Source organism: Sphingomonas sp. JUb134 (assembly GCF_004341505.2).
In the GTDB taxonomy this organism is placed as follows: Bacteria; Pseudomonadota; Alphaproteobacteria; order Sphingomonadales; family Sphingomonadaceae; genus Sphingomonas.
This window is the reverse complement of record NZ_SLYP02000001.1, coordinates 2,854,680-2,873,676: the sequence shown is the minus strand read 5'-3', so window position 1 is coordinate 2,873,676 and position 18,997 is coordinate 2,854,680. Positions and strand designations below refer to the sequence as shown.

Here is an 18,997-nt window from a genome sequence, read left to right as displayed (position 1 = left end):
CCTCGATGCGGATGTGGGGGGCGGCGGCACTGGCGGTACTGCTGGCAGGTTGTTCGAACACCATCGTGCCGCGCGGCATGGAGACCGCGCCAGCGCCCGCGCGGCCTTCCGCCACGCGGCCGCCGTCAACCGCGCTTCCCGTGCGGCAGCCGGTGGCGGCGACGCCGATGGCACCGGCTGCGGTAGCCCCGGTCGCGGGCGCGGTGACTGCGGCCGCGAGCGGCGTCCTTGCCGGACCCTCCAGCCTGCCGATCACGCCGGAGAGTGCCGAGCGGGCGCTGGCGGCCTTCCGCATTAGTTGTCCTTCGCTCGTCCGCCGCACCGATGCGAGCGGCCTGACGCAGCCCGGTGACTGGGCCGCTGCCTGCAATGCCGCAGCGACGGTGCCCGCCGGCGGCGCGATGCAGTTCTTCGCCACCCAGTTCGAGCCCGCACAGGTTGGCGAGGGCCGCGCCTTCGCAACCGGCTATTTCGAGCCCGAGATCGCCGGATCCCGCCGGCGCGAGCGCGGCTATGACGTGCCCGTTTATGCGAAGCCGAGCGATCTGGTCGAAGTCGACCTCGGCCTCTTTTCGGACGCGTACAAGGGCAAGCGCATCCGCGGCCGGGTCGAGGGCAGCAGCTTCGTTCCCTATTATGACCGCACCCAGATCGAGGAAGGCGCGCTGTCAGGACGCGGCCTGGAGATCGGCTGGGCGGCGGACCCGATCGAGTTCTTCTTCCTCCAGGTACAGGGCTCGGGTCGCCTGCGGTTGCCGGACGGGTCGGTCATGCGGATCGGCTATGCCGGCCAGAACGGGCGCGACTACACCGGCATCGGCAAGCTGATGAAGGACCGTGGCCTGCTCGGGCCCGGCCAGTCCTCGATGCAGGGCATCGTCGCATGGCTGCGTGCGCATCCTGCCGAGGGCCGCGCGATCATGCGCGAGAACAAGAGCTTCGTGTTCTTCCGCGAGCTGACGGGCGCGGGGCCGCTCGGCGCCTTGGGCGTTCCAGTCACGGGGCAGGCGAGCGTTGCCGCGGATCCCAAGTTCGTGCCGCTGGGCGCGCCGGTGTTCCTGTCGATGGATCGCACCGACGCCACCGGGCTGTGGGTGGCGCAGGACACCGGCGGCGCGATCAAGGGCGCCAACCGCTTCGACACCTTCTGGGGCGCCGGGGACGAGGCGCGAGCGATCGCGGGCGGCATGTCCGCGCGCGGCACCGCCTTCGTGCTGCTCCCCCGGGGTGCGGTGGCGCGATTGAACGCAGGGCGCGGTGGCCGGCCGACGCCTTAGCGATGGCGAGGCGGCGCTCTGGGCGCGGGTCACCGCGGGCCTGAGACCGCTGCACGCCACGCCGGCCAAGCCCAAGCCCAAGCCGCTTCCGCCACCACCGGTCCTCGAGCCGAAGCCGAAGCCGCCACGTGGCCGGGTCCCGCCGCTGCGCCAGCCGGCGGCGGTGCAGGCTCCGGCGCCCGCGGTATCCAATCTCCTCGACGGCAGCTGGGATCGCCGGCTCTCGCGCGGCCTCGTCTCGCCCGATAGCAGTTTCGACCTGCACGGCCACAGCCTGGCCTCGGCACATGCGATGCTAGACCGTGCGCTGGAACGCTCGATCGCCCGCGGCGATCGCGTGCTGCTGCTGGTGACGGGACGTGCGCCACGCCCCGATGCGGAGCGCCCCTTCGCCAGAGGCGCGATCCGGGCGGCCGTGCCCGACTGGCTCGCCGCTTCCCGGCATGCGGATCGCATCGCAGCAGTGCGGGGTTCGCATCCGCGCCATGGCGGCGCAGGCGCCCTCTACGTAATTTTACGTCGTCAGGTTACGCATGGGCGCTGAAATTTAACTCTTTCGCCCACACTGTGTCGTTTCATGAACGCGCAGAAGGGAGACGTTTGAGTTGCTGCACGCCAAGTCGCTCAAGCGTCGTGCGATCGTGTTCGCCGCCTGCGCGGGCGCCGTCAGCTTCTTTCTCGCTCTCCTGGCGACCACCCACGGCCGGCTGGACGCGCTCACCGCGTCGAGCGCGCTGATCCCGGCGGTGGTGTGTGCGACCATGTGCTGGGCATCGGCCGAACGCCACGTCTCCACCACGGCGGGCGCTGTGGACGAGGCGATCCTGCGGCTGAGCAAGGCGACGCGCGGCGATCTCCAGAGCCCGATCCCGCGGGAGGTCTGGAGCTTCGTGCCGAGCCTCGCCCGCGCCATGCAGGCGCTGTTCGAGCAGTTGCGCACAACGCTGGCCGCGGTGGAGCGCGCTGCGCAGATCGACACCGTGACCGAGCTGCCCAACCGTTCCCATTTCCAGCAGCTCGTCGAGGAACGGCTGGAACGGCTGGCGCGGATGCAGCCGAGCCCGCCGGCCGCGCTGCTGTTCCTGGATCTCGACCGATTCAAGGCGGTCAACGACACCTATGGCCATGCGACCGGCGACTTGCTGCTGGCGCAGGTCGGGCAGCGCCTTCGCCAGGCAGCGGAGCATCTTTCAGGCGGGCTGGTAGAGGAGCAGCCCATCGTGGGGCGGCTGGGAGGCGACGAGTTCAACATCCTGCTCTGCGGCCAGGCGGCGAAGGAACCAAAACGTGCCGCGCTGGGCATTCTCAACGTGCTCGCAGGAGCCCATCGGTTTCACGGCGGGGAGATCCAGGCAGGCGCCTCGATCGGCATTGCGCAGTGGCCGGTGCACGGCACCAGCTTTTTGGACCTGACCCGCGCCGCCGACATTGCGATGTATGCCGCAAAGGCCGGGGGGCGGGGGCAGGTCCACGCCTTTGATGCAACGCTTGCCGCCGGGTTGGCCGCGCGCAAGGCGCTGGAACAGGAGTTGCGCGCTGGTATCGACCGAGGCGAGTTCGGCCTGGTGTTCCAGCCCCAGGTGCTGGCCGCGACCGGCTCGGTCTGCGGTGCCGAGGCGCTGGTGCGGTGGCACCATCCGGACGGCATGCGCCTGCCGGGCAGCTTCCTGCCGTGCGCGGAGGAGACGGGGCTGATCATCGAACTGGGCGACCGGATCGTCCAGGACGTGGCCGCCACCATCGGGCGCTGGCACGAGAAGGGGATACGCCACCGGCTGAGCGTCAACATCAGCGCGCGCGAGCTCGACCATGCCAGCTTCGTGCGCAAGCTGCGCGATGCGGTCGCAAGTGCCGGCGCGCCCGCCTCGATGCTCGAGCTGGAACTCAAGGAGTCGCTGCTGATGGGGTGCAGCGAGGACGCGCTGGACGCGGTGACGCTGCTGCGCGGGGATGGGGCCAGCATCGCCCTCGATGATTTCGGGACGGGCTTTTCGAGCATCGCGCGGCTGCGCGAGCTTCCGATCGACCGGGTCAAGCTCGACCGGGCGCTCACCATCCATGTGGCGCAGAGCGAGGAGGCGAGGGCGATCGCCCAGGCGCTGGTGGGGCTGGTCCACGGGCTCGGCTGCACGGCGGTTGCCGAAGGGATCGAGAGTGCGGACCAGGCGAAGATCCTGCGTATGATCGGCTGCGACGTCCTGCAGGGCTATGCGATCGCCGCGCCCATGGAGGAGGCGGCGTTCCTCGACTGGCTCGGTTCGCCCGCGGCGGGGCGGCGACTCGCCAGCTAGGCGGCGTCGAGCGCGCGCCGCGCCAAGGTCGCGTAGATCGCCTGCAGGCTGCGCAGGTCTTCAACCGCCACAGCCTCGTCGAGCTTGTGCATGGTCGCGTTCAGGAGTCCGAACTCGACCGTCGGGCAAAGCCTGGAGAGGAAGCGGGCGTCCGAAGTGCCGCCCGTGGTCGAAAGCTCCGGCGTGAGGCCCGTGTGCTCGCCGATCGAGTCGGAGACGAGGGTCGAGAACGCACCCGGCGGGGTCAGGAACGCCTCGCCCGAGACCTTGCCGATCACCTGCGAATCGGGCGCGTGCCGCGCCACGATCGCGCGAACCCGTTCGATTAGCGCGTCGCCACGATGCAGGTCGTTGAAGCGGATGGACAGTCGCGCAGCTGCCCGGCCCGGGATGACATTGGTGGCCGGGTTGCCGACGTCGAGGTCGGTCACCTCGATATTCGACGACTGGAACCAGTCGGTTCCCTCGTCGAGTACCAGCGCCTCGATCTCCGCGAGCGCGCCGACGAGGCGGGAAATCGGATTGTCGGCAAGGTGCGGATAGGCGACGTGCCCCTGCCGGCCGTGCACCTCGATCCAGATGTTGACCGACCCGCGCCGACCGATCTTGATCATGTCACCCAGCCGGGCGGTCGAGGTGGGCTCACCGACCAGGCAGAGATCCGGTGCCAGGCCGCGCGCGGCCATGCGATCGATGATCGCGCGGGTGCCGAAGACCGCAGGGCCTTCCTCGTCGCCGGTGATCAGCAGCGACAGCGTACCCGCGTCGGCGGGCACCTGCGCGCAGGCGGCGGCAAAGGCGGCGACCGCCCCCTTCATGTCGACGGCACCGCGGCCATAGACCAGCCCGCCGCGCTCCTCGCCGGAGAAGGGGCCCGCCGTCCAGCCGTCGCCCGCAGGAACCACGTCGACATGGCCTGCGAAGGCAAGGTGTCGGCTCCCCTGGCCTCGAACGGCGATGAGATTCTCGACCGGTCCGTCCGGAGCCTCGCCACAGACGAAGCGGTCGACGTCGAAGCCAAGCGGGAGCAGCGCGGCTTCCAGCACATCGAACACCGGGCCGCGGGCAGGGGTCACGCTCTCGGCGGCGATCAGGGCCTTGGTAAGTTCGACGACGTCTGTCACGCTGGTTCCCTCAAATGACGGAGGGGGCATTGCCCAAGCTGGACCTCGACACAATCCCGCAGACCAATGCGACCGGCTATCCGGCGCCGTTTCGGGAGGCGGTCCAGGGGCGGTGGTATCGGCGCCTTGCGCCTGCGAGTGGACTTGCGGATTTCGGCGTCAGCCACGTCGTCCTGCACCCCGGCGCCTGGTCCTCGCAACGACACTGGCACGAAGGGGAGGACGAATTCGTCGCCATCCTGTCGGGGGAAGCCATCCTGGTTGACGACTCCGGCGAGACGGTGATGCGGGCCGGCGATTGCGCCGCATTCCCCAAGAACGACGGCAATGGACATGTGCTTCAGAACCGCAGCGACGCGGACTGCGTCTTCGTGGCCGTCGGCCGGCCGGCGCAGAGCCGGTGCCACTATCCCGACATCGACATGATGCTGACACCGGGAGAGGGATATCGCGTGGGTGGAAAACCGGCCTAGCGGGCGTCGGCCGTCTGTTCGAACCGCTCGATCACCCATTCCTCTTCCTGGGCACTCGCGATCCAGTCCTGCATCCAGCGGTGGGAGAGCACCGCCTGCATATAGGCCGCGGCGAACGGCGGCATCGGGATCGAATAGGTGACGAAGCGGGTCACCACCGGCGCGAACATCGCATCCACCGCGCCGAACTCGCCGAACAGGAACTCACCGGTGCCGCCGAACCGCGCGCGCGCCTGCGCCCACAGCTCGAGGATGCGGGTGACGTCGTGGACCACGTCGTTGTCGAGGCGGGCCGGGGGATAGACCTGGCGGATGTTCATGCTGTGCTTGCGACGCAGCGCCTGGAAGCCGGAGTGCATCTCTGCGGCCATCGAGCGCGCCATGGCGCGGGCGGCCGCGTCCGCCGGCCAGAACCGGTCACCGCCCGACTTCTCGTTCAGATATTCCACGATCGCCAGGCTGTCCCAGACCACCACGTCGCCGTCCCACAGGATCGGCACCTTGCCCGAGGAGGGGGCGAACTCGTCGCCCTCACGTCGGCGATCCCAACCCTCGTCATAGAGGGGGACGACCACCTCCTCGAAGGGGAGCCCCGAGAGCTTGGCCGCGAGCCAGCCGCGCAGGGACCAGGAGGAATAGGCCTTGTTGCCGAGGATGAGCTTGAGCATGCCGCGGTCTAGCCTGCCGCTCCGCGCAACGGAACCGCCTTGCGACAATTCCGTTGGCGCAACGATGACGGAGAAGAACCAGGACCCGCAGAGCGTCGGCGATGTGCTCGACCGGCTCAAGGAGCTCGGCGAAGGGGCCGGGCAGGACAAGGCGAAGCTCGGCGACGCCGTCGAAGCGATGGGCCACCGCGCCTACGGCCCCTTCTTCATCATCTTCCCGTTGATCGATATTTCGCCGGTGGGCGGCATCCCGGGCCTGCCCACCGCGATGGCGGTGGTCATGGTGCTGCTCGCGCTTCAGCTGCTGTTCGGGCGCAAGGACCTGTGGCTTCCCGGATTCCTCGCGAACCGCGGCCTGAAGGGCGAGAAGCTGGTCAAGGTCGCGGACAAGATGCGGCCCGTTGCCAAGTGGCTCGACGGCTGGTTCCACGGTCGCCTGCCGGCGCTCACCAAGGGGCCGATGATCAAGATCGCGGCGATCGCGATCATCGCGCTGTGCACCACGGTGCCGCCGCTCGAGCTGCTGCCGTTCGCCAGCACGCTGCCGATGGTGGCGATCCTGTCGTTCGGGCTGGCCCTACTGGTACGCGACGGGCTGCTGATGGTGATCGCCTGCATCCTGTCGGTTGCGGCGATCGGCGGCGGGCTCGGATGGTTCTTCGGCCGCGGCGGCCAGGGCGGGGGCGGCTGAACCAGCCCGCGCGTCAGTCGATCGATTCGATGACGGCCGCGCGGAGTTCGGGGATGCCCATGCCCTTTTCGCTCGAGGTGGCGAGCACCTCCGGATGCGCGGCGGGGCGCTTGCGTGCTTCGGCAACCGTGGCGGCATGTACGGCGGCAAGTTCGCTCGCCTTGATCTTGTCCGCCTTGGTCAGGACGACACGGTAGCTGACCGCTGCCTTGTCCAGCATCTCCAGCACCTCGCGATCGACGTCCTTGATGCCGTGGCGCGAGTCGATCAGCACAAGCGTCCGCTTGAGCACCACGCGCCCGCGCAGATAGTCGTTCACGAGGTAGCGCCATTTGCGGACGACATCCTTGGGCGCCTTGGCAAAGCCATAGCCAGGCATGTCGACCAGTCGGAACCGCAGCGGATCGCCCACGTCGAAGAAGTTCAGCTCCTGCGTGCGGCCCGGCGTCACCGAGGTGCGCGCCAGGCTGTTGCGACCGGTGAGCGCGTTCAGCAGCGACGACTTGCCGACGTTCGAACGCCCGGCAAAGGCGATCTCCGGCACCACCGGATCGGGCAGGTGCTGGAGTGCCGGGGCCGAGCGCAGGAAGGTGATCGGCCCGGCGAACAGCTTGCGCGCCGCTTCGATCGCCTCCGCGTCGAACGCCTCGATGGGGGCGGGGACGTCCGTCACTTGGCGGGCGCCGTCTTCAGGCCGGGGTGGCGCGAATACAGCAGCTGCTGCTGCGCGATGGTCAGCAGGTTGGACGTGATCCAGTAGACCTGCAGGCCGACCGCGAACGGCGCCATGATGAACATCATCACCCACGGCATCAGGCCGAACACCTGCTTCTGTGCGTCATCCATCGGCTGCGGGTTCAGCTTGAACTGGAAGTACATCGACACGCCCAAGAGGATCGGGATCACGCCGATCGCGATGAAGCTCGGCGGCGTGAACGGCAGGAGGCCGAACAGGTTGACCGGCGTCAGCGGATCGGGTGCCGAGAGGTCCTTGATCCAGCCGACGAATGGCTGGTGACGCATCTCGATGGTGAGCATCAGCACCTTGTAAAGCGCGTAGAACACCGGGATCTGCAGCAGCGTCGGCAGGCAGCCCGCGACCGGGTTCACCTTCTCCTGCTTGTACAGCGCCATCATCTCCTGCTGGAGGCGGGGCTTGTCGTCCTTGTAGCGCTCCTGCAGCGTCTTCAGTTTGGGCTGGAGCGCGCGCATCGCCGCCATGGAGGCGAACTGGCGCTGCGCGATCGGGAACATCAGCAGGCGAATGGTGAGGGTCAGCAGGATGATCGCCACGCCGAAGTTGCCGATCATGCGGAACAGCCAATCGAGATAAGCGAAGATCGGCTTCTCGACGATGCCGAACCAGCCCCAGTCGATTGCATTGCCGAACTGGACCACGCCCGCATCCTCATAGCGGTCGAGCAGGTCGACTTCCTTGGCGCCCGCGAAGAAGCGCGAGGTCGCGGTCACCTGCTGGCCCGGCTGCACGGTGGACAGGGTGGCCGGGCGGTAGTCCGCCTGGTGGACGTTGTCGCCGGTGTTGCGGAACTGGATGACGTTGCTCTTGCCCTGATCCGGCACCAGCGCAGTCAGCCAGTAATGGTCGGTGAAGCCGGCCCAGCCGCCTTGGGTATCGAACTTCTGCGGCGCCTCGTCGACGTCGGTGTAGTTGACGTCGAAGTTCACGCCGCCCTTGATCTCGTAGATCGGGCCCGAGTGGATGCTCCACGTGTCCTTGTCGCGCGGCGGAGCACGGCGGCTGAGCAGCCCGTAGGTCGCTGCCTGCACCGGATGCGTGCCTGCGTTGCCGATCGTCTGGCGGACGGTGAACATATAGCCATCGTCGACCGCGATCTGGATCGCATAGCGCTGGCCGCCTACCTGGGTCGTGAGCGTGACCGGCGTCGACGGGGTCAGGCGCGTGCCGCTGGCCTGCCAGACGGTGTCTGCGCCGGGCGCCTGGACGCCGTTTCCGGACCAGCCGAAGCTGGCGAAATAGGCGTCACCGGTGCCAGAGGGCGACAGGATGCGGATCGGGTCGCTGTTCTTGGCGATCGTTTCCTTGTGGCGGGTGAGCACCAGGTCGTCGATGCGCGCGCCCTTGAGGTTGATCGAGCCCTTCAGCCGCGGCGTTTCGATGGCGATGCGCGGCGTTTCGCGCAGCACGAGCGCGCGGTCGCGCACGGCCGTGGGCGAATCGGCGGCCGGATCGGCGCCCGGGTTCGGCACCACCTCGCTCTTGCCCTCGACGATCTTGGTCGCCGGCGGGTTCGCGGCCGGGAAGAAGTAGCTGGCGATCGGCTGCCAACCGAACAGGATCACCGCGGCCAGCACCGCGAAGAGGACGAAGTTCTTCTGGTCGTTCTTCACCGACTAATCCCTGTGTGCTCGGTCGTCATGGTACCGGATCGTAGCCGTGGCCGCCCCACGGATGGCAACGCGCGATCCGACGCGCCGCAAGCCAGCTGCCCTTCAGCGCGCCATAGCGGCCAAGCGCCTCGATTGCATAGGCCGAACAGCTTGGGCTGTAGCGGCAACTGGAGGGCAGGATCACCGAGGGACCCAACTGCCAGCCGCGCGCGACGAGGATCAGCAGCCGTGCGATCACCGCACGGCGCCGAAAGAAGAGGGGGGAGGAAGGCACCCGGCGGTCACCGGGTCACCTTGCGCAGCGCCTTGACCAGTTCGGTCTTGAGCGACTCATAGGGCCGCTCGATCGCGGAGGTGCGTCCGATCAGCACATGGTCGGCACCGGCGATGCCTGCAGTCGGCAGGACCTCGCGCGCAAGCGCACGGAAACGCCGCTTCACCCGGTTGCGGGCGACGGCGTTGCCGACTTTCTTGGATACGGTGATGCCGATCCGCATCGTCGGATCGGCATCCTCGCGCGCGCGCACCAGCAGCACGAAGCCCGGCATCGGCGCACGCTTGCCTCCGTTCGCAGCGAGATACTCGCTGCGACGGGTAAGGCGCGTCAGGCCGACAGCTTCTTGCGGCCGCGGTTGCGACGGGCGCGAATCACCTTGCGGCCACCCGGCGTCGCCATGCGAGTCCGGAAGCCGTGGCGACGCGAACGCACCAGGTTGCTCGGCTGAAAGGTCCGCTTCATCACTCATTCCCCGGGATATCGAACGTCTACAATAACGGAAAAAGCCGCCCTGAACGGCGGCCGTGTGCCCGCAGCCCATAGGCAAGCCGCCCCTCCAAGTCAACGCGGCTGTGCCGGGACAGGATCGGGAACCGACCATCACCGGTTCGATGTGGGGCATGTGTGTTGTCAGGGCAAGACACGCTCGGCTGTTTTCCTTCCCCGGAAACCGGCTATGCAGTGGCGGGGGACAGGGGGGGGCAGCATGGTCGCGATCGTATCGACGGCGGCGTATCTCGGGCTGGAGGCGCGCGCGGTCGAGGCGCAGGTGCAACTGGCGCCCGGCGTGCCGGCATTCGTCGTGGTAGGGCTGCCGGACAAGGCGGTGGGCGAAAGCCGCGAACGCGTCCGCGCCGCCATCGCCGCGATCGGCCTGTCGCTCCCGCCCAAGCGGATCACGGTCAACCTCTCCCCTGCGGACCTGCCCAAGGAGGGATCGCACTATGATCTCCCGATCGCGCTGGGGCTGTTGGCGGCGATGGGCGTCGTCGATGCGGAGACGCTGTCCGAATATCTGGTGGTGGGGGAACTCGGCCTGGACGGTCGTATCGCGGCCACGCCCGGGGTGCTGCTGGCGGCACTCCACGCGTCGGAGCGCGGCCTGGGGCTGATCTGCCCGGCAGCGCAGGGCGCCGAAGCGGCGTGGGCGGGGGGCAGCATCTGCGCCGCGACCGACCTGATCGGTCTGCTCAACCACCTGAAAGGGACACAGTTGTTGCCCGAACCCGCACCGGGCGAGGCAGAGGAACTGGTACCCGGACCGGACCTGCGGCGGGTGAAGGGACAGGAAACCGCGAAGCGCGCGCTGGAGATCGCGGCGGCGGGCGGTCACAACCTGCTGATGGTGGGCCCGCCGGGTGCGGGCAAGTCGCTGCTCGCGTCCTGCCTTCCCGGCATCCTCCCGCCGCTCGATTCGGGCGAGGCGCTGGAGGTCTCGATGGTCGCTTCGGTCGCAGGCACGCTCACGGGCGGTCGGATGACGCGGGCGCGGCCCTACCGCGCCCCGCACCACTCCGCCTCCATGGCCGCGCTGGTGGGCGGGGGCCTTCGCGTCCGGCCGGGAGAGGTGAGTCTCGCCCATCTGGGAGTGCTGTTCCTGGACGAGCTGCCCGAGTTCCAGCGCGCGGTGCTCGATTCGCTGCGCCAGCCGCTGGAGACGGGGAACGTCAGCGTGGCCCGGGCGAACGCGCACGTCAGCTTCCCCGCGCGCGTCCAGCTGGTCGCGGCGATGAACCCATGCCGCTGCGGGCATCTGGGGGATCCGGCGCTGGCCTGCTCCCGGGCGCCGCGCTGTGCCGTCGACTATCAGGCGCGCGTGTCCGGCCCGTTGCTCGACCGCATCGACCTCCACCTGGAAATGCAGCCGGTGAGCGCCGCGGACCTCGCGCTGCCTCCGGCTGCCGAAGGATCGGCGGAGGTCGGGGCGCGGGTCGCCGCCGCCCGTGCCGTGCAGGCGCACCGATACCGGGATGTCGCCGCGCGCACCAATGCGGAGGCGGACGGTGAGGTGCTGGAGGCGACCGCCACGCCGGACGCCCCCGGCGCGAAGCTGCTCGCCCAGGCGGCAGAGGCGATGCGGCTTTCCGCGCGCAGCTACACGCGCGTGCTTCGCGTCGCGCGCACCATCGCGGACCTAGCGGGCGCAGAAACCGTCGGGCGGCTCCATGTCGCCGAGGCGCTCAGCTATCGCCGCCAGCCGCCGCGCGCCTGAGGTTGGAGCAGGGGTTCGCCTGATCGGCCGCAGGGCAGTCGCAGACTCTGGCGTTTGCGGATGCCCTGCCGTATAGCCCCGCCACCAGCCGTCCGGGGGACGGCGCGCACCGTGCGGGTGTGGTGAAATTGGTAGACGCGCCGGACTCAAAATCCGGTTCCGCAAGGAGTGTCGGTTCGAGTCCGACCACCCGCACCAGCTTTCCAGAGTTATCTACCGCCGGGCGTGTTCGCGCCTACTCCGTGTCACGCGGCGCTGGCGCGATCTTGGCGAGATCGATCTTCTCCCACCGTGGCTCCAGCCCCAGGCGGGCGTTGAACCGGGTGTTGAAGGTGAAGGGGTCTGTGGTCGGCGCCGTCAGCGCTTCCCCATAGAGGCGGCGAACGGCCGGTTCCGGATAGCCCATCAGCCCCAGCAAGGTCGGGAAGATCCGATAGTGGCTCATCCGGTTGCGGTTTGCCGCTGCCGCCCTGGTCCAGGAAAGCCCCGCCGGGCCTCCGGCATCGATCACCACCAGCGGGACGAGCCCTTCCTGTGGCACCGGATCGCCGCTGCAATGGGTGTTGCTGCCCGGGCTGCCGGTCTCGTGCAGGTCCTGCCCGTGATCGGACGTGTAGATCAGCGTCGCCCGCGACAGGTCGGTGCCGTCGAGCAGCCGGTCGAAGAAGGCGCCGACGTTCCAGTCGAGCGTATTGCGATAGGCATTGCGGTAGCGGACCCATTCGGCAGCCGTGCCGCCGAAGCCGGTGCGATCGCCGGTGTCGCTGATCCCGACATAGCGTCCGCGGGCCAGGGCTGGGCGATGGCGCATGTAGGCGTCGGGATATTTGTCGTGGACCGGGAAGTGCGCCCCCACCTTGTTGACCAGCACGAACTCCGGTGTGCCGTTGCGCAGCGATGCGGCAAGCCTGTCCGCCACCGCCATGTCCCGGTCGCGCACGGGCGCGCGATCGAACTGGACGAAGCGGTCGATCTGCTGCCGTTCCTGCGCGTCCATCAGGTTCTGGAGCCTGCCGCCCGTGCCCTGCGCATCCAGGTAGACGGTGCGGAGGCCGGCAGCCTTCGCATAGTCGAAGATCGAGGGCATGGTGGCGTTGATCCGGCGATAGTCTTCGCGGGTGCCGCCGTGGCGCAGCGTCACGTTGCTGCCGACGCTGCAGTTGGTGATCGATGCGGCCAGGCCGAAATCGTGCACCGCAACGCCCGGCGGCGGCTGCAGGAGGCCGCTGCGTGCCCCGCTCGGGGAGTTCAGGTCGAGGTAGTTGCCCGCGACGCTTTCGTCGACGATCAGCACAATGTCGCCGCTGGGCGGCCGCACCGTGCGAAGCGTCACCGGCTTCCGATGTGGCGCACCCTCCGCGAGGCGCTCGTAGAGGAAGAGGCTGGAGTAGGCGAGCGGGGTGAAGGGACCCGGGAGCCCCGTTCCGCCTTCGCCGCCGCGCACGAAGAGAATGCCGGCGAGCAGCAGGACCCCAGCCAAGGGAGCGACAGGAGCAAGCCTGCCCAGGCGCAGACTGCCCTGCGGCGGCAGGACGAGACCCGCGAACAACAGCAACGATCGCGCGAACGTCCCCGCCATCGCCCCGGCGTGCTGATCGATCGCCTCCGGTGCGGACGCGGCCGAGTTCCACATGTTGATGAACGCGTCGTAGCTCATCGGCTCGCGCGTGATCGCCTCGTATGAGTCGAGGAAGAAGGCGGCAGCACAGAGGAGCGTGGCCAGCGCCCAGCGCAGTGCCCAAGGCCGGGTGAAGGCGGCGGCAACGAGCGCCAATGCCAGCAGCCCGAAGAGCCCAAGGTAGATCGGCAATCCCGGCGAGAGGCCCAGCGACTGGAGCCGCTCGGCGATGCCGCCTGCGCCTGTGAGCAGATAGATCAGGATCAGGAGCAGCTTGGCAGTCGTTCGCATGGCGCTCAGCAGACGGAAAAGGAGATGGGTTCGATCGTCATGCGCACAGGCAGGACGGCCTCTGCATCGCCGTCGACCTGTACCGGCAGCGGCTCGTCGGCCTCCGCCAGCAGGTCGGTGCACGAAAACGCGACGAGGTTGGCGGCATCCGAGGGGCAGCGCCCGCGCAGCAGCGCCCATGCGAAGCGGACGACGTCGCGGCGCCTGGCCGTCCGCAGCGCGACCACGTGCATGATGGGCCGGGTGCGATCCGCTTCCGGCGCAAAGCTCCACGGACCGGCGAAGAAACGGCCCTTGGCCACATAGACGGCCTCGCACGTCAGTTCGCCGCCCTTCCAGGCGAGCCGGATCGGCTTGCGCGGCCAGTTCAGGAGCACCCGGAAGAAGGCGACCCCATAAGCGAGGCGGCCGATCCGCCGCTTCAGCCGCGGCGACACGGCTGCGACCGCCTGGCTGTCCGGTCCAACGCTGGCGCAGGAGAGGCACAGCGCCGGGCCCACGCGCAGGGCATGGTGCCGCGGCCGCTCCCGGCTCTCGAGCGCATAGGCGGCGTAGCGATCCGGATCGAGCGGGGAGCGTAGCTCCCGATGCGCCAGATTGACGGTTCCTGCCGGATAGATGCTGAGCGGAAGGTCGCGTTCGGCCGCCAACATTGCGGCGGCGACGTGCCGGATGGTGCCGTCCCCGCCCACCACGCAGACGTGGCTGACATCCCCCGCGATGGTGACCGGCCGCCCCGGCCCACATTCGGTGAGCACCACTTGCGCGCCAGCCCGCTCGAAGCCAGTGCGGATCCTCGCCAGCGTCGATCCGCGCACCCGGCCTGCCGACGGGTTCACCACGATCTGGATGCGGTGGCCGCCTTCGTTCAACTGGTTGCGTCCCTGAGCAAGCCTGCCGCAGCGGCAACTGGGGCAGACCCTAGAGGTCGCGGGCGCGCGATCAAGCGATGCGCGAGCGGGCGGGGCCTCGCACTGCTCCTAAGTGGGACGATCCTCAGCGTGCGCGAACCCGCGCCGGGTTGCCGGCGGCGACTGCTCCGCTGGGGATGTCGCGGGTGACGACGCTGCCGGCACCGATCAGGGCATCATCGCCGATGGTGATGCCGGGCAAGAGGATGGCGCCGCCGCCGATCCACACATTGGCACCGATCACGATCGGACGGCCCCACTCCAGGCCGGCGGCGCGCTCGGCCGGATCGCGGGGATGATCGGCCGTCAGGATCTGCACGCCAGGACCGATCTGGGTGCCGTCGCCGATGCGAACCTCCACCACATCCAGGATGACGCAGTTGAAGTTCAGGAAGACGCCTGCGCCGAGATGGATGTTGGTGCCATAGTCGCAATGAAAGGGCGGGCGGATCGTGGCGCCCAGACCCACCGAGCCCAGACGTGCGCGCAGCAATGCCTCGCGCTCCGCCGTTCCAGTCGCGGCGTTGAACCGCTGCATCCACTCGGCGGCGGCTTCCTGGTCGGCAACGATCTCGGGATCGCTCGCACGATAGGGCTCGCCGGCGAGCATCTTCTGCTTCTCGGAAGATCCTGTCACTGGGAAGCGCCTCCGCGGACCGGCCGCCGGTAAGATGGCTGATGCCCTGTTGGAGGGCTGGTGCCGGTTGCAGGAATCGAACCCGCGACCTTCGGTTTACAAAGTCTCGGCGAGTTGGCGCCGGGATAAACAGGAATTCGGCAGAAAAGCTAGCGTTCATGCGGTCGAGGCGGCCTCCGACCGTGGTGTTTGTGCCCCGCGCTGTGCCACCAGGGATTTTGCCGCCTTCACCTGGTCGGGCGTGAGGAAGGCGAGATAGCGCTCGGTCACCGTGATGGTGCCGTGCCCCAGCTCACCCTGCAGATCGTAGATCGAGCCCCGGCCGCTGCGGAGGTATTCCACCGCAAAGAGGTGCCGGAAATCGTGGTGGCTGAAGGGGTGAAACTCCGTGCCCTCCCGTGCCGCTTTCTGTGCCACCCGGCGCATGAAGCCGCCCAGCCGCGAAGAGACGCCGACGATGCGCTCTCCCTTGCCCTGCCAGAACACCCACGGCTTGCCGATGTAGCGCGGCTGGCGGTCGGCGATGGCCTCGGCCGCGGCGGTCAGCGGGACCACGCGGACCTTGTCGCCCTTGCCCTTCTCGACGGTGATCGTTCGCTCCAGGCGGTCGATCGCCGCGTGGCGGAGGCTGGTCGCCTCGTCCAGGCGCAGACCCGTCTCGCGGGTGAACTCGCACAGGTCGCGGATGCGGTCCGGCAGCCGTTCGAACACCAGGGCGACCGACGCATCCTGCGGCAGAACGATGCGCACCGTCTTCTCCGGCACGATACGCCGACGGTTCAGCCCCGCGACCGGATTGTCGGAGATCCAGCCTTCGTCGGCCGCATTGTCGAGGACGCTGGAGATCGCGGTGAGGTCGCGGCGGATCGTGGCGTTCTTCACGCCCGCGCGCCGGCGCGTCTTGATCAGCTCCTTCAGCACCTCGGCGGTGACCTCCTGGACCGAGAGGCTGTCGAGGTGCGCGCGGACCTGGCGCAGGCTGCACAGATACCGGCTGTAGCTGCGCTCGCCCAGGCTGCCGGACGCGCGCTCGCTCCAGCTGACCACGGCATCCGGCCAGCCCACGGGACCGGCGATCCCATAGACCGCCTGGTCCTCCACCTGCTCGCGAAGGACGGCAAGCCGCTTCAACGCGACCCGTTCAGAACGCGTTCGTAGGCTCTGTCGGTACTCGACGCCCCCCACCTTGAACCGCGCCCAATAGATGCCGTCGCGGAGATAGGTGTTCTTGGGGCAGGCTTTCTTGGGCATGCGGACCTCGTGGTGCGGGTGACCCAAGCGCGAAGCTCGGCCACGGCGAACAGCCATCGGCCTGCCGGCTTGGACGCGCCGGGAATCGATGGCGCGAGGCATTGGAGCGTGCGGCGCGACATACCGGTGATCAAGACGGCCTGCGCGATCCCGACTCGCTCGGGACTCTGGTCGCGGGTCATTGGGCCGCGCTCACAAGCCGAAGCCCACGAACATGCCGGGGCCGTCGAGCGCCAGGTCCAGGAAGAAGGTGATCACCCAGCCGAGCACAAAGCCGACAACGGTCGCCCGGACGATGTGATTGCCGGACTCCTCGATCGCGGACAGGGCAGGGCCACCCGGCTCGCACGACGAGCAGTCGCAGTCGATCGGGTGGATGGCAGGCGTGGTTCTAACGGAACGGGACATTCAGCGGCCCTCCGGGCGAACGAGGTAGCGAAGGATGGTCAGCGCGGCGGCGGTGGCGAGCGAGACGGCGACGATCGCCAGCTCGGGGTGTCCGTCGATCGCCAGGAAGAGGCCGGCGCCGTTCCCAACCGCGGCAACGGTGACGATGCGGCGGACGGCCGGCGCGCTGGGGCGGCGGTAGGTCATGCGTTCACCGCCGCCGGCGCACCGGGGATCTCCGGCGGCACGAGGCGCACCAGCTCGACAACGTCGATCGAAAAGACGGTGCCCAGCGCCACAACGGTGCCGAACAGCAGCGGGGTTGCGTCCGCCTCAATCAGCTCCAGCCACTCCGCACGGGCGTGCTCAGCCCAGCGCGGCTCGGTCGCGAGGCGCGCCGCCACGTCGGCGATCGTCAGGCCGGCCGCGAGGCGTTGTCGCTTCAGATAGGCGCCGGGGGTGAGGGGCACGCGAAGTCTCCGGGCAGCAGTTCACCGCCTCGCGAAGCATCCTTCGCGAGCGGCAGCGGTCGTGGTTGGATTGCGGAAGGCGTAGGGCCGGACGGATCAGGGCGGCTCGGCAGTTCCCCCGAAGAGGTTGCGGATCAGCGGCCCGCAGCGATCGAGCGCGGTGCAGGCTTCGGCCCACTCGCGGATCGCCTTGTCCTTCTCGGTCTTGCTGGCGCCGGGCATGGACGCGGCGATCAGCGCGGCGTGGGCCTCGCCGCCCTCCTTCACGGAGTCGACGATGCGCCGCATCAGTTCGGCCGCATCCTCGCAGCGTTCCGCCCGCTTGGCCTCTACCAGCACGCCGTAGCTCTCGAGGATCGGCATCACGCCGTTGGAGACGGACGCATGCTCCAGGTCGAGCTTGATCGCGTCGTCCACCGTCAGCCGGTAGCGCAGGTCCGGGTTGGTCAACTGCTCCAGGTAACTCTTCGACCGCCCCGTCGCCTTGCGTGCGCGATCGACGCCGATGGTCTTGATCAGGCCGCGGAGCGCGTCCTCGATCGACAGCGGAGGGCGGACTTTGGTCACAGCTGCGCCCCGGAAACCGGCGCCGATCGTGGCATACGATCGGCACCGGCCCAGGTACGACAGGACGGCAGACGAGTACGTCCCCCGCGCGACGTCGGTGGGGAGGATGCACCGCGCGGGTTCCGGCCGGTCTGCCAGCGGCCGAAAGGGAAAGGCGTTGAGGGGAAGGGGAACACAGTCGCGCCTTCGGAGGCCGAGCCAAGGGAGAAGGCCAGACCCCGTTCGGCGTTCGCGGCTGCGGTTAAGCGGCCGCGACGCCCAGGAACGGCCGAGGGCAAACGCCTTCCGGGGCCGGGCTGGACGCCCGACCCCTTCCGACTATCGTGGTGTCTGCGACTACAACCACGAAGGACGAAGGCCTTGGCACACGACTTCTCGCTGGAGGAGCGCGTCAACGCGAGCCTCATCCTCCAGGAGCGCATGCTGGCGATGCTCTGGGTGTACGTGCTCGGAAAAGAAAAGGAGCCGGTCGAGGAGGCGAGGGCGGTCGAGTACCTGCTCACCTCCGAGTTGGAAGAGATCGCCTTCGAGACAGAGGGTCGCAGCGCCGCGAGGATGCAGCAGCTGCTCATCGAGCCATTGGCTTCGTTGTGGGAGGCCATCATCGGCGAACTCGAGGAGTCGGGCCGACCCGTCCCATATACGCCAACCGAATACGGGAAAAGGATCGCGGATCTGTTGCGTGGCGGACGACCGCCTCAAGCGCCAGACGATGCGCCGGACCAATGATCAGCGCGTGCACGCGGCGCAGTTGCTCGGGTGAAAGCCGGTCGCCGCTCATACCCGTCCACCTTGGTCCTGCGCGAGAGCCGCAGGTTCGGCGGCGGGATCGACCTCGCCGGCTTTGAGGCCGAGGCGGACGGCGATGTTGTGGCTGATGCCGAAGTGGCCCTGCAGCCGGCCCGAGAGCACGTGATAGACGGTGCGCCGGGAGTAGCCGTGCTCGTCCGCCCAGCTCGCGATCGTCTGCCCGCGGCTGCGCATGGTGGCGTGAACGGCCGCGCGACGAGCGTGCGCAGGCGCGGCGCTGCCGCTGCTTTCCGGCGATTGCGAATCGTGCGGCATCTGTCATGCCCTTAAATAGATACTGTCGGGGCACTTGTGTCTGGAATGATGTGCAGAGTCAATCGTCTTGCACAGGATGACGTGAAATGTCGCCTGTCCTAGGCGCTCGTCTGCGCGAGGAGCGTGTGCGATCTGGGCGTAATCAGGCCGATTTCGCCAAGCTTGCTGGCGTCAGCCGCAATAGCCAGACCGAGTATGAAACGGGCAAGACGGCCCCGAATACCGATTACCTGCAGCGGCTGGCCGATCACGGCGTCGATGCAACCTACATCCTCACCGGCGTCCGCCAGGAACTCGCCGTGGAGGGCTGGGCGGCCGAGCTCCTCGACCTTGCCACCCGCCTCGATCAACCCGCCCGCGACGCTCTCCTGTTCATCGTCCGCAGGATGGTCAATGACGCACACGCGGCTCCGTAGG

Annotated in this window: 24 protein-coding genes and 1 tRNA gene; 9 read left to right on the top strand and 16 right to left on the bottom strand. The window is 68.6% G+C overall.

The features are described from left to right. The first annotated feature begins 5 nt into the window (after positions 1–5). The 3 genes from mltA to EDF69_RS13420 all read left to right on the top strand — a co-directional run bounded on the left by mltA (position 6) and on the right by EDF69_RS13420 (position 3,568). Positions 6–1,277: a murein transglycosylase A gene (mltA, locus tag EDF69_RS13430; protein WP_132882211.1), complete on the top strand. Its 1,272-nt coding sequence runs from the start codon at positions 6–8 to the stop codon at positions 1,275–1,277. Then, positions 1,258–1,821 carry a Smr/MutS family protein gene (locus tag EDF69_RS13425; protein ID WP_132882212.1) on the top strand — a complete coding sequence of 188 codons (564 nt, stop codon included), beginning with the start codon at positions 1,258–1,260 and terminating at the stop codon, positions 1,819–1,821. The genes mltA and EDF69_RS13425 overlap by 20 nt, the downstream gene beginning before the upstream one ends. Before the next feature lie 61 nt (positions 1,822–1,882). Then, a complete protein-coding gene (locus tag EDF69_RS13420; protein WP_239555487.1) occupies positions 1,883–3,568 on the top strand; it encodes a putative bifunctional diguanylate cyclase/phosphodiesterase in 1,686 nt (561 codons plus the stop codon). Here EDF69_RS13420 and dapE read toward each other — a convergent pair. Beyond that, positions 3,565–4,722 (bottom strand): succinyl-diaminopimelate desuccinylase, encoded by a 1,158-nt coding sequence (gene dapE, locus EDF69_RS13415; protein WP_132882213.1) that lies wholly within the window; start codon positions 4,720–4,722, stop codon positions 3,565–3,567. The genes EDF69_RS13420 and dapE overlap by 4 nt on opposite strands. On the opposite strand from dapE, the gene EDF69_RS13410 reads away from it, so the two are divergent. Then, on the top strand, positions 4,722–5,165 hold the full coding sequence (locus EDF69_RS13410) for a cupin domain-containing protein (protein WP_132882214.1): 444 nt from the start codon (positions 4,722–4,724) through the stop codon (positions 5,163–5,165). The two genes, dapE and EDF69_RS13410, sit on opposite strands and share 1 nt — an antisense overlap. Here EDF69_RS13410 and EDF69_RS13405 read toward each other — a convergent pair. After that, on the bottom strand, positions 5,162–5,833 hold the full coding sequence (locus tag EDF69_RS13405; RefSeq protein WP_132882215.1) for a glutathione S-transferase family protein: 672 nt from the start codon (positions 5,831–5,833) through the stop codon (positions 5,162–5,164). The genes EDF69_RS13410 and EDF69_RS13405 overlap by 4 nt on opposite strands. 64 nt (positions 5,834–5,897) lie before the next feature. Between EDF69_RS13405 and EDF69_RS13400 the strand changes: the two genes are divergently transcribed. Continuing rightward, positions 5,898–6,524: an exopolysaccharide biosynthesis protein gene (locus EDF69_RS13400; protein WP_132882216.1), complete on the top strand. Its 627-nt coding sequence runs from the start codon at positions 5,898–5,900 to the stop codon at positions 6,522–6,524. Between the two features lie 13 nt (positions 6,525–6,537). On the opposite strand, the gene yihA is transcribed toward EDF69_RS13400, so the two are convergent. From yihA to rpmH, 5 genes are read right to left on the bottom strand one after another with little or no spacing between them, the layout of a single operon-like run. After that, positions 6,538–7,197, bottom strand: a complete 660-nt coding sequence (gene yihA / locus EDF69_RS13395) for a ribosome biogenesis GTP-binding protein YihA/YsxC (RefSeq protein WP_132882217.1) — start codon at positions 7,195–7,197, stop codon at positions 6,538–6,540. Continuing rightward, positions 7,194–8,894 (bottom strand): membrane protein insertase YidC, encoded by a 1,701-nt coding sequence (gene yidC / locus EDF69_RS13390; RefSeq protein WP_132882218.1) that lies wholly within the window; start codon positions 8,892–8,894, stop codon positions 7,194–7,196. The genes yihA and yidC overlap by 4 nt, the downstream gene beginning before the upstream one ends. A 25-nt stretch (positions 8,895–8,919) precedes the next feature. Further along, positions 8,920–9,132 carry a membrane protein insertion efficiency factor YidD gene (gene yidD / locus EDF69_RS13385; RefSeq protein ID WP_125960998.1) on the bottom strand — a complete coding sequence of 71 codons (213 nt, stop codon included), beginning with the start codon at positions 9,130–9,132 and terminating at the stop codon, positions 8,920–8,922. Between the two features lie 43 nt (positions 9,133–9,175). After that, positions 9,176–9,502 (bottom strand): ribonuclease P protein component, encoded by a 327-nt coding sequence (rnpA, locus tag EDF69_RS13380; RefSeq protein ID WP_125961092.1) that lies wholly within the window; start codon positions 9,500–9,502, stop codon positions 9,176–9,178. After that, positions 9,499–9,633 (bottom strand): 50S ribosomal protein L34, encoded by a 135-nt coding sequence (gene rpmH, locus EDF69_RS13375; RefSeq protein WP_125961091.1) that lies wholly within the window; start codon positions 9,631–9,633, stop codon positions 9,499–9,501. Before rpmH ends, rnpA begins: the two co-directional genes overlap by 4 nt. 244 nt (positions 9,634–9,877) lie before the next feature. Here rpmH and EDF69_RS13370 point away from each other — a divergent pair, with 244 nt between their 5' ends. Beyond that, positions 9,878–11,383, top strand: coding sequence for a YifB family Mg chelatase-like AAA ATPase (locus tag EDF69_RS13370; RefSeq protein ID WP_132882219.1), 1,506 nt, complete (start codon positions 9,878–9,880; stop codon positions 11,381–11,383). A 113-nt stretch (positions 11,384–11,496) separates the two neighbouring features. Then, positions 11,497–11,581: transfer RNA gene (locus tag EDF69_RS13365), tRNA-Leu, on the top strand. 37 nt (positions 11,582–11,618) lie between these two features. On the opposite strand, the gene EDF69_RS13360 is transcribed toward EDF69_RS13365, so the two are convergent. The 8 genes from EDF69_RS13360 to EDF69_RS13325 all read right to left on the bottom strand — a co-directional run bounded on the left by EDF69_RS13360 (position 11,619) and on the right by EDF69_RS13325 (position 17,515). Further along, positions 11,619–13,292: a sulfatase-like hydrolase/transferase gene (locus tag EDF69_RS13360; RefSeq protein WP_132882220.1), complete on the bottom strand. Its 1,674-nt coding sequence runs from the start codon at positions 13,290–13,292 to the stop codon at positions 11,619–11,621. A 5-nt stretch (positions 13,293–13,297) separates the two neighbouring features. Continuing rightward, positions 13,298–14,164 (bottom strand): diacylglycerol/lipid kinase family protein, encoded by an 867-nt coding sequence (locus tag EDF69_RS13355; RefSeq protein ID WP_132882221.1) that lies wholly within the window; start codon positions 14,162–14,164, stop codon positions 13,298–13,300. Positions 14,165–14,288: 124 nt separating this feature from the next. Beyond that, positions 14,289–14,840 carry a sugar O-acetyltransferase gene (locus EDF69_RS13350; protein ID WP_339538490.1) on the bottom strand — a complete coding sequence of 184 codons (552 nt, stop codon included), beginning with the start codon at positions 14,838–14,840 and terminating at the stop codon, positions 14,289–14,291. 156 nt (positions 14,841–14,996) lie between these two features. Continuing rightward, positions 14,997–16,091 carry a tyrosine-type recombinase/integrase gene (locus EDF69_RS13345; protein ID WP_165889962.1) on the bottom strand — a complete coding sequence of 365 codons (1,095 nt, stop codon included), beginning with the start codon at positions 16,089–16,091 and terminating at the stop codon, positions 14,997–14,999. A 192-nt stretch (positions 16,092–16,283) separates the two neighbouring features. Continuing rightward, the gene (locus EDF69_RS13340; protein ID WP_132882223.1) at positions 16,284–16,499 is read right to left on the bottom strand and encodes a hypothetical protein; all 216 of its coding nucleotides are present in this window, start codon (positions 16,497–16,499) and stop codon (positions 16,284–16,286) included. Continuing rightward, on the bottom strand, positions 16,500–16,685 hold the full coding sequence (locus EDF69_RS13335) for a hypothetical protein (RefSeq protein WP_132882224.1): 186 nt from the start codon (positions 16,683–16,685) through the stop codon (positions 16,500–16,502). Beyond that, complete coding sequence (locus EDF69_RS13330) at positions 16,682–16,948, bottom strand: helix-turn-helix domain-containing protein (protein WP_132882225.1); 267 nt, start codon at positions 16,946–16,948, stop codon at positions 16,682–16,684. The genes EDF69_RS13335 and EDF69_RS13330 overlap by 4 nt, the downstream gene beginning before the upstream one ends. A 96-nt stretch (positions 16,949–17,044) precedes the next feature. Further along, on the bottom strand, positions 17,045–17,515 hold the full coding sequence (locus tag EDF69_RS13325) for a hypothetical protein (protein ID WP_132882226.1): 471 nt from the start codon (positions 17,513–17,515) through the stop codon (positions 17,045–17,047). A gap of 360 nt (positions 17,516–17,875) precedes the next feature. Here EDF69_RS13325 and EDF69_RS13320 point away from each other — a divergent pair, with 360 nt between their 5' ends. Continuing rightward, positions 17,876–18,244, top strand: coding sequence for a hypothetical protein (locus tag EDF69_RS13320; RefSeq protein ID WP_132882227.1), 369 nt, complete (start codon positions 17,876–17,878; stop codon positions 18,242–18,244). 48 nt (positions 18,245–18,292) lie between these two features. Here the strand turns inward: EDF69_RS13320 and EDF69_RS13315 are convergent, their stop codons facing one another. Next, positions 18,293–18,580, bottom strand: coding sequence for a DNA-binding protein (locus tag EDF69_RS13315; protein WP_239555483.1), 288 nt, complete (start codon positions 18,578–18,580; stop codon positions 18,293–18,295). Between the two features lie 86 nt (positions 18,581–18,666). Here EDF69_RS13315 and EDF69_RS13310 point away from each other — a divergent pair, with 86 nt between their 5' ends. Next, entirely contained in the window at positions 18,667–18,996 is a 330-nt protein-coding gene (locus EDF69_RS13310) for a helix-turn-helix domain-containing protein (protein ID WP_132882228.1), read from the top strand. The last annotated feature ends 1 nt before the right edge of the window (position 18,997 follow it).

Bases quoted from the DNA above. Each gene is read 5' to 3' on its own strand.
- mltA (WP_132882211.1), top strand. From the start codon at position 6: ATGCGGATGTGGGGGGCGGCGGCACTGGCGGTACTGCTGGCAGGTTGT.
- dapE (WP_132882213.1), bottom strand. From the start codon at position 4,722: ATGCCCCCTCCGTCATTTGAGGGAACCAGCGTGACAGACGTCGTCGAA.
- EDF69_RS13405 (WP_132882215.1), bottom strand. From the start codon at position 5,833: ATGCTCAAGCTCATCCTCGGCAACAAGGCCTATTCCTCCTGGTCCCTG.
- EDF69_RS13400 (WP_132882216.1), top strand. From the start codon at position 5,898: ATGACGGAGAAGAACCAGGACCCGCAGAGCGTCGGCGATGTGCTCGAC.
- rpmH (WP_125961091.1), bottom strand. From the start codon at position 9,633: ATGAAGCGGACCTTTCAGCCGAGCAACCTGGTGCGTTCGCGTCGCCAC.
- EDF69_RS13370 (WP_132882219.1), top strand. From the start codon at position 9,878: ATGGTCGCGATCGTATCGACGGCGGCGTATCTCGGGCTGGAGGCGCGC.
- EDF69_RS13360 (WP_132882220.1), bottom strand. From the start codon at position 13,292: ATGCGAACGACTGCCAAGCTGCTCCTGATCCTGATCTATCTGCTCACA.
- EDF69_RS13345 (WP_165889962.1), bottom strand. From the start codon at position 16,091: ATGCCCAAGAAAGCCTGCCCCAAGAACACCTATCTCCGCGACGGCATC.
- EDF69_RS13340 (WP_132882223.1), bottom strand. From the start codon at position 16,499: ATGTCCCGTTCCGTTAGAACCACGCCTGCCATCCACCCGATCGACTGC.
- EDF69_RS13335 (WP_132882224.1), bottom strand. From the start codon at position 16,685: ATGACCTACCGCCGCCCCAGCGCGCCGGCCGTCCGCCGCATCGTCACC.
- EDF69_RS13315 (WP_239555483.1), bottom strand. From the start codon at position 18,580: ATGCCGCACGATTCGCAATCGCCGGAAAGCAGCGGCAGCGCCGCGCCT.
- EDF69_RS13310 (WP_132882228.1), top strand. From the start codon at position 18,667: ATGTCGCCTGTCCTAGGCGCTCGTCTGCGCGAGGAGCGTGTGCGATCT.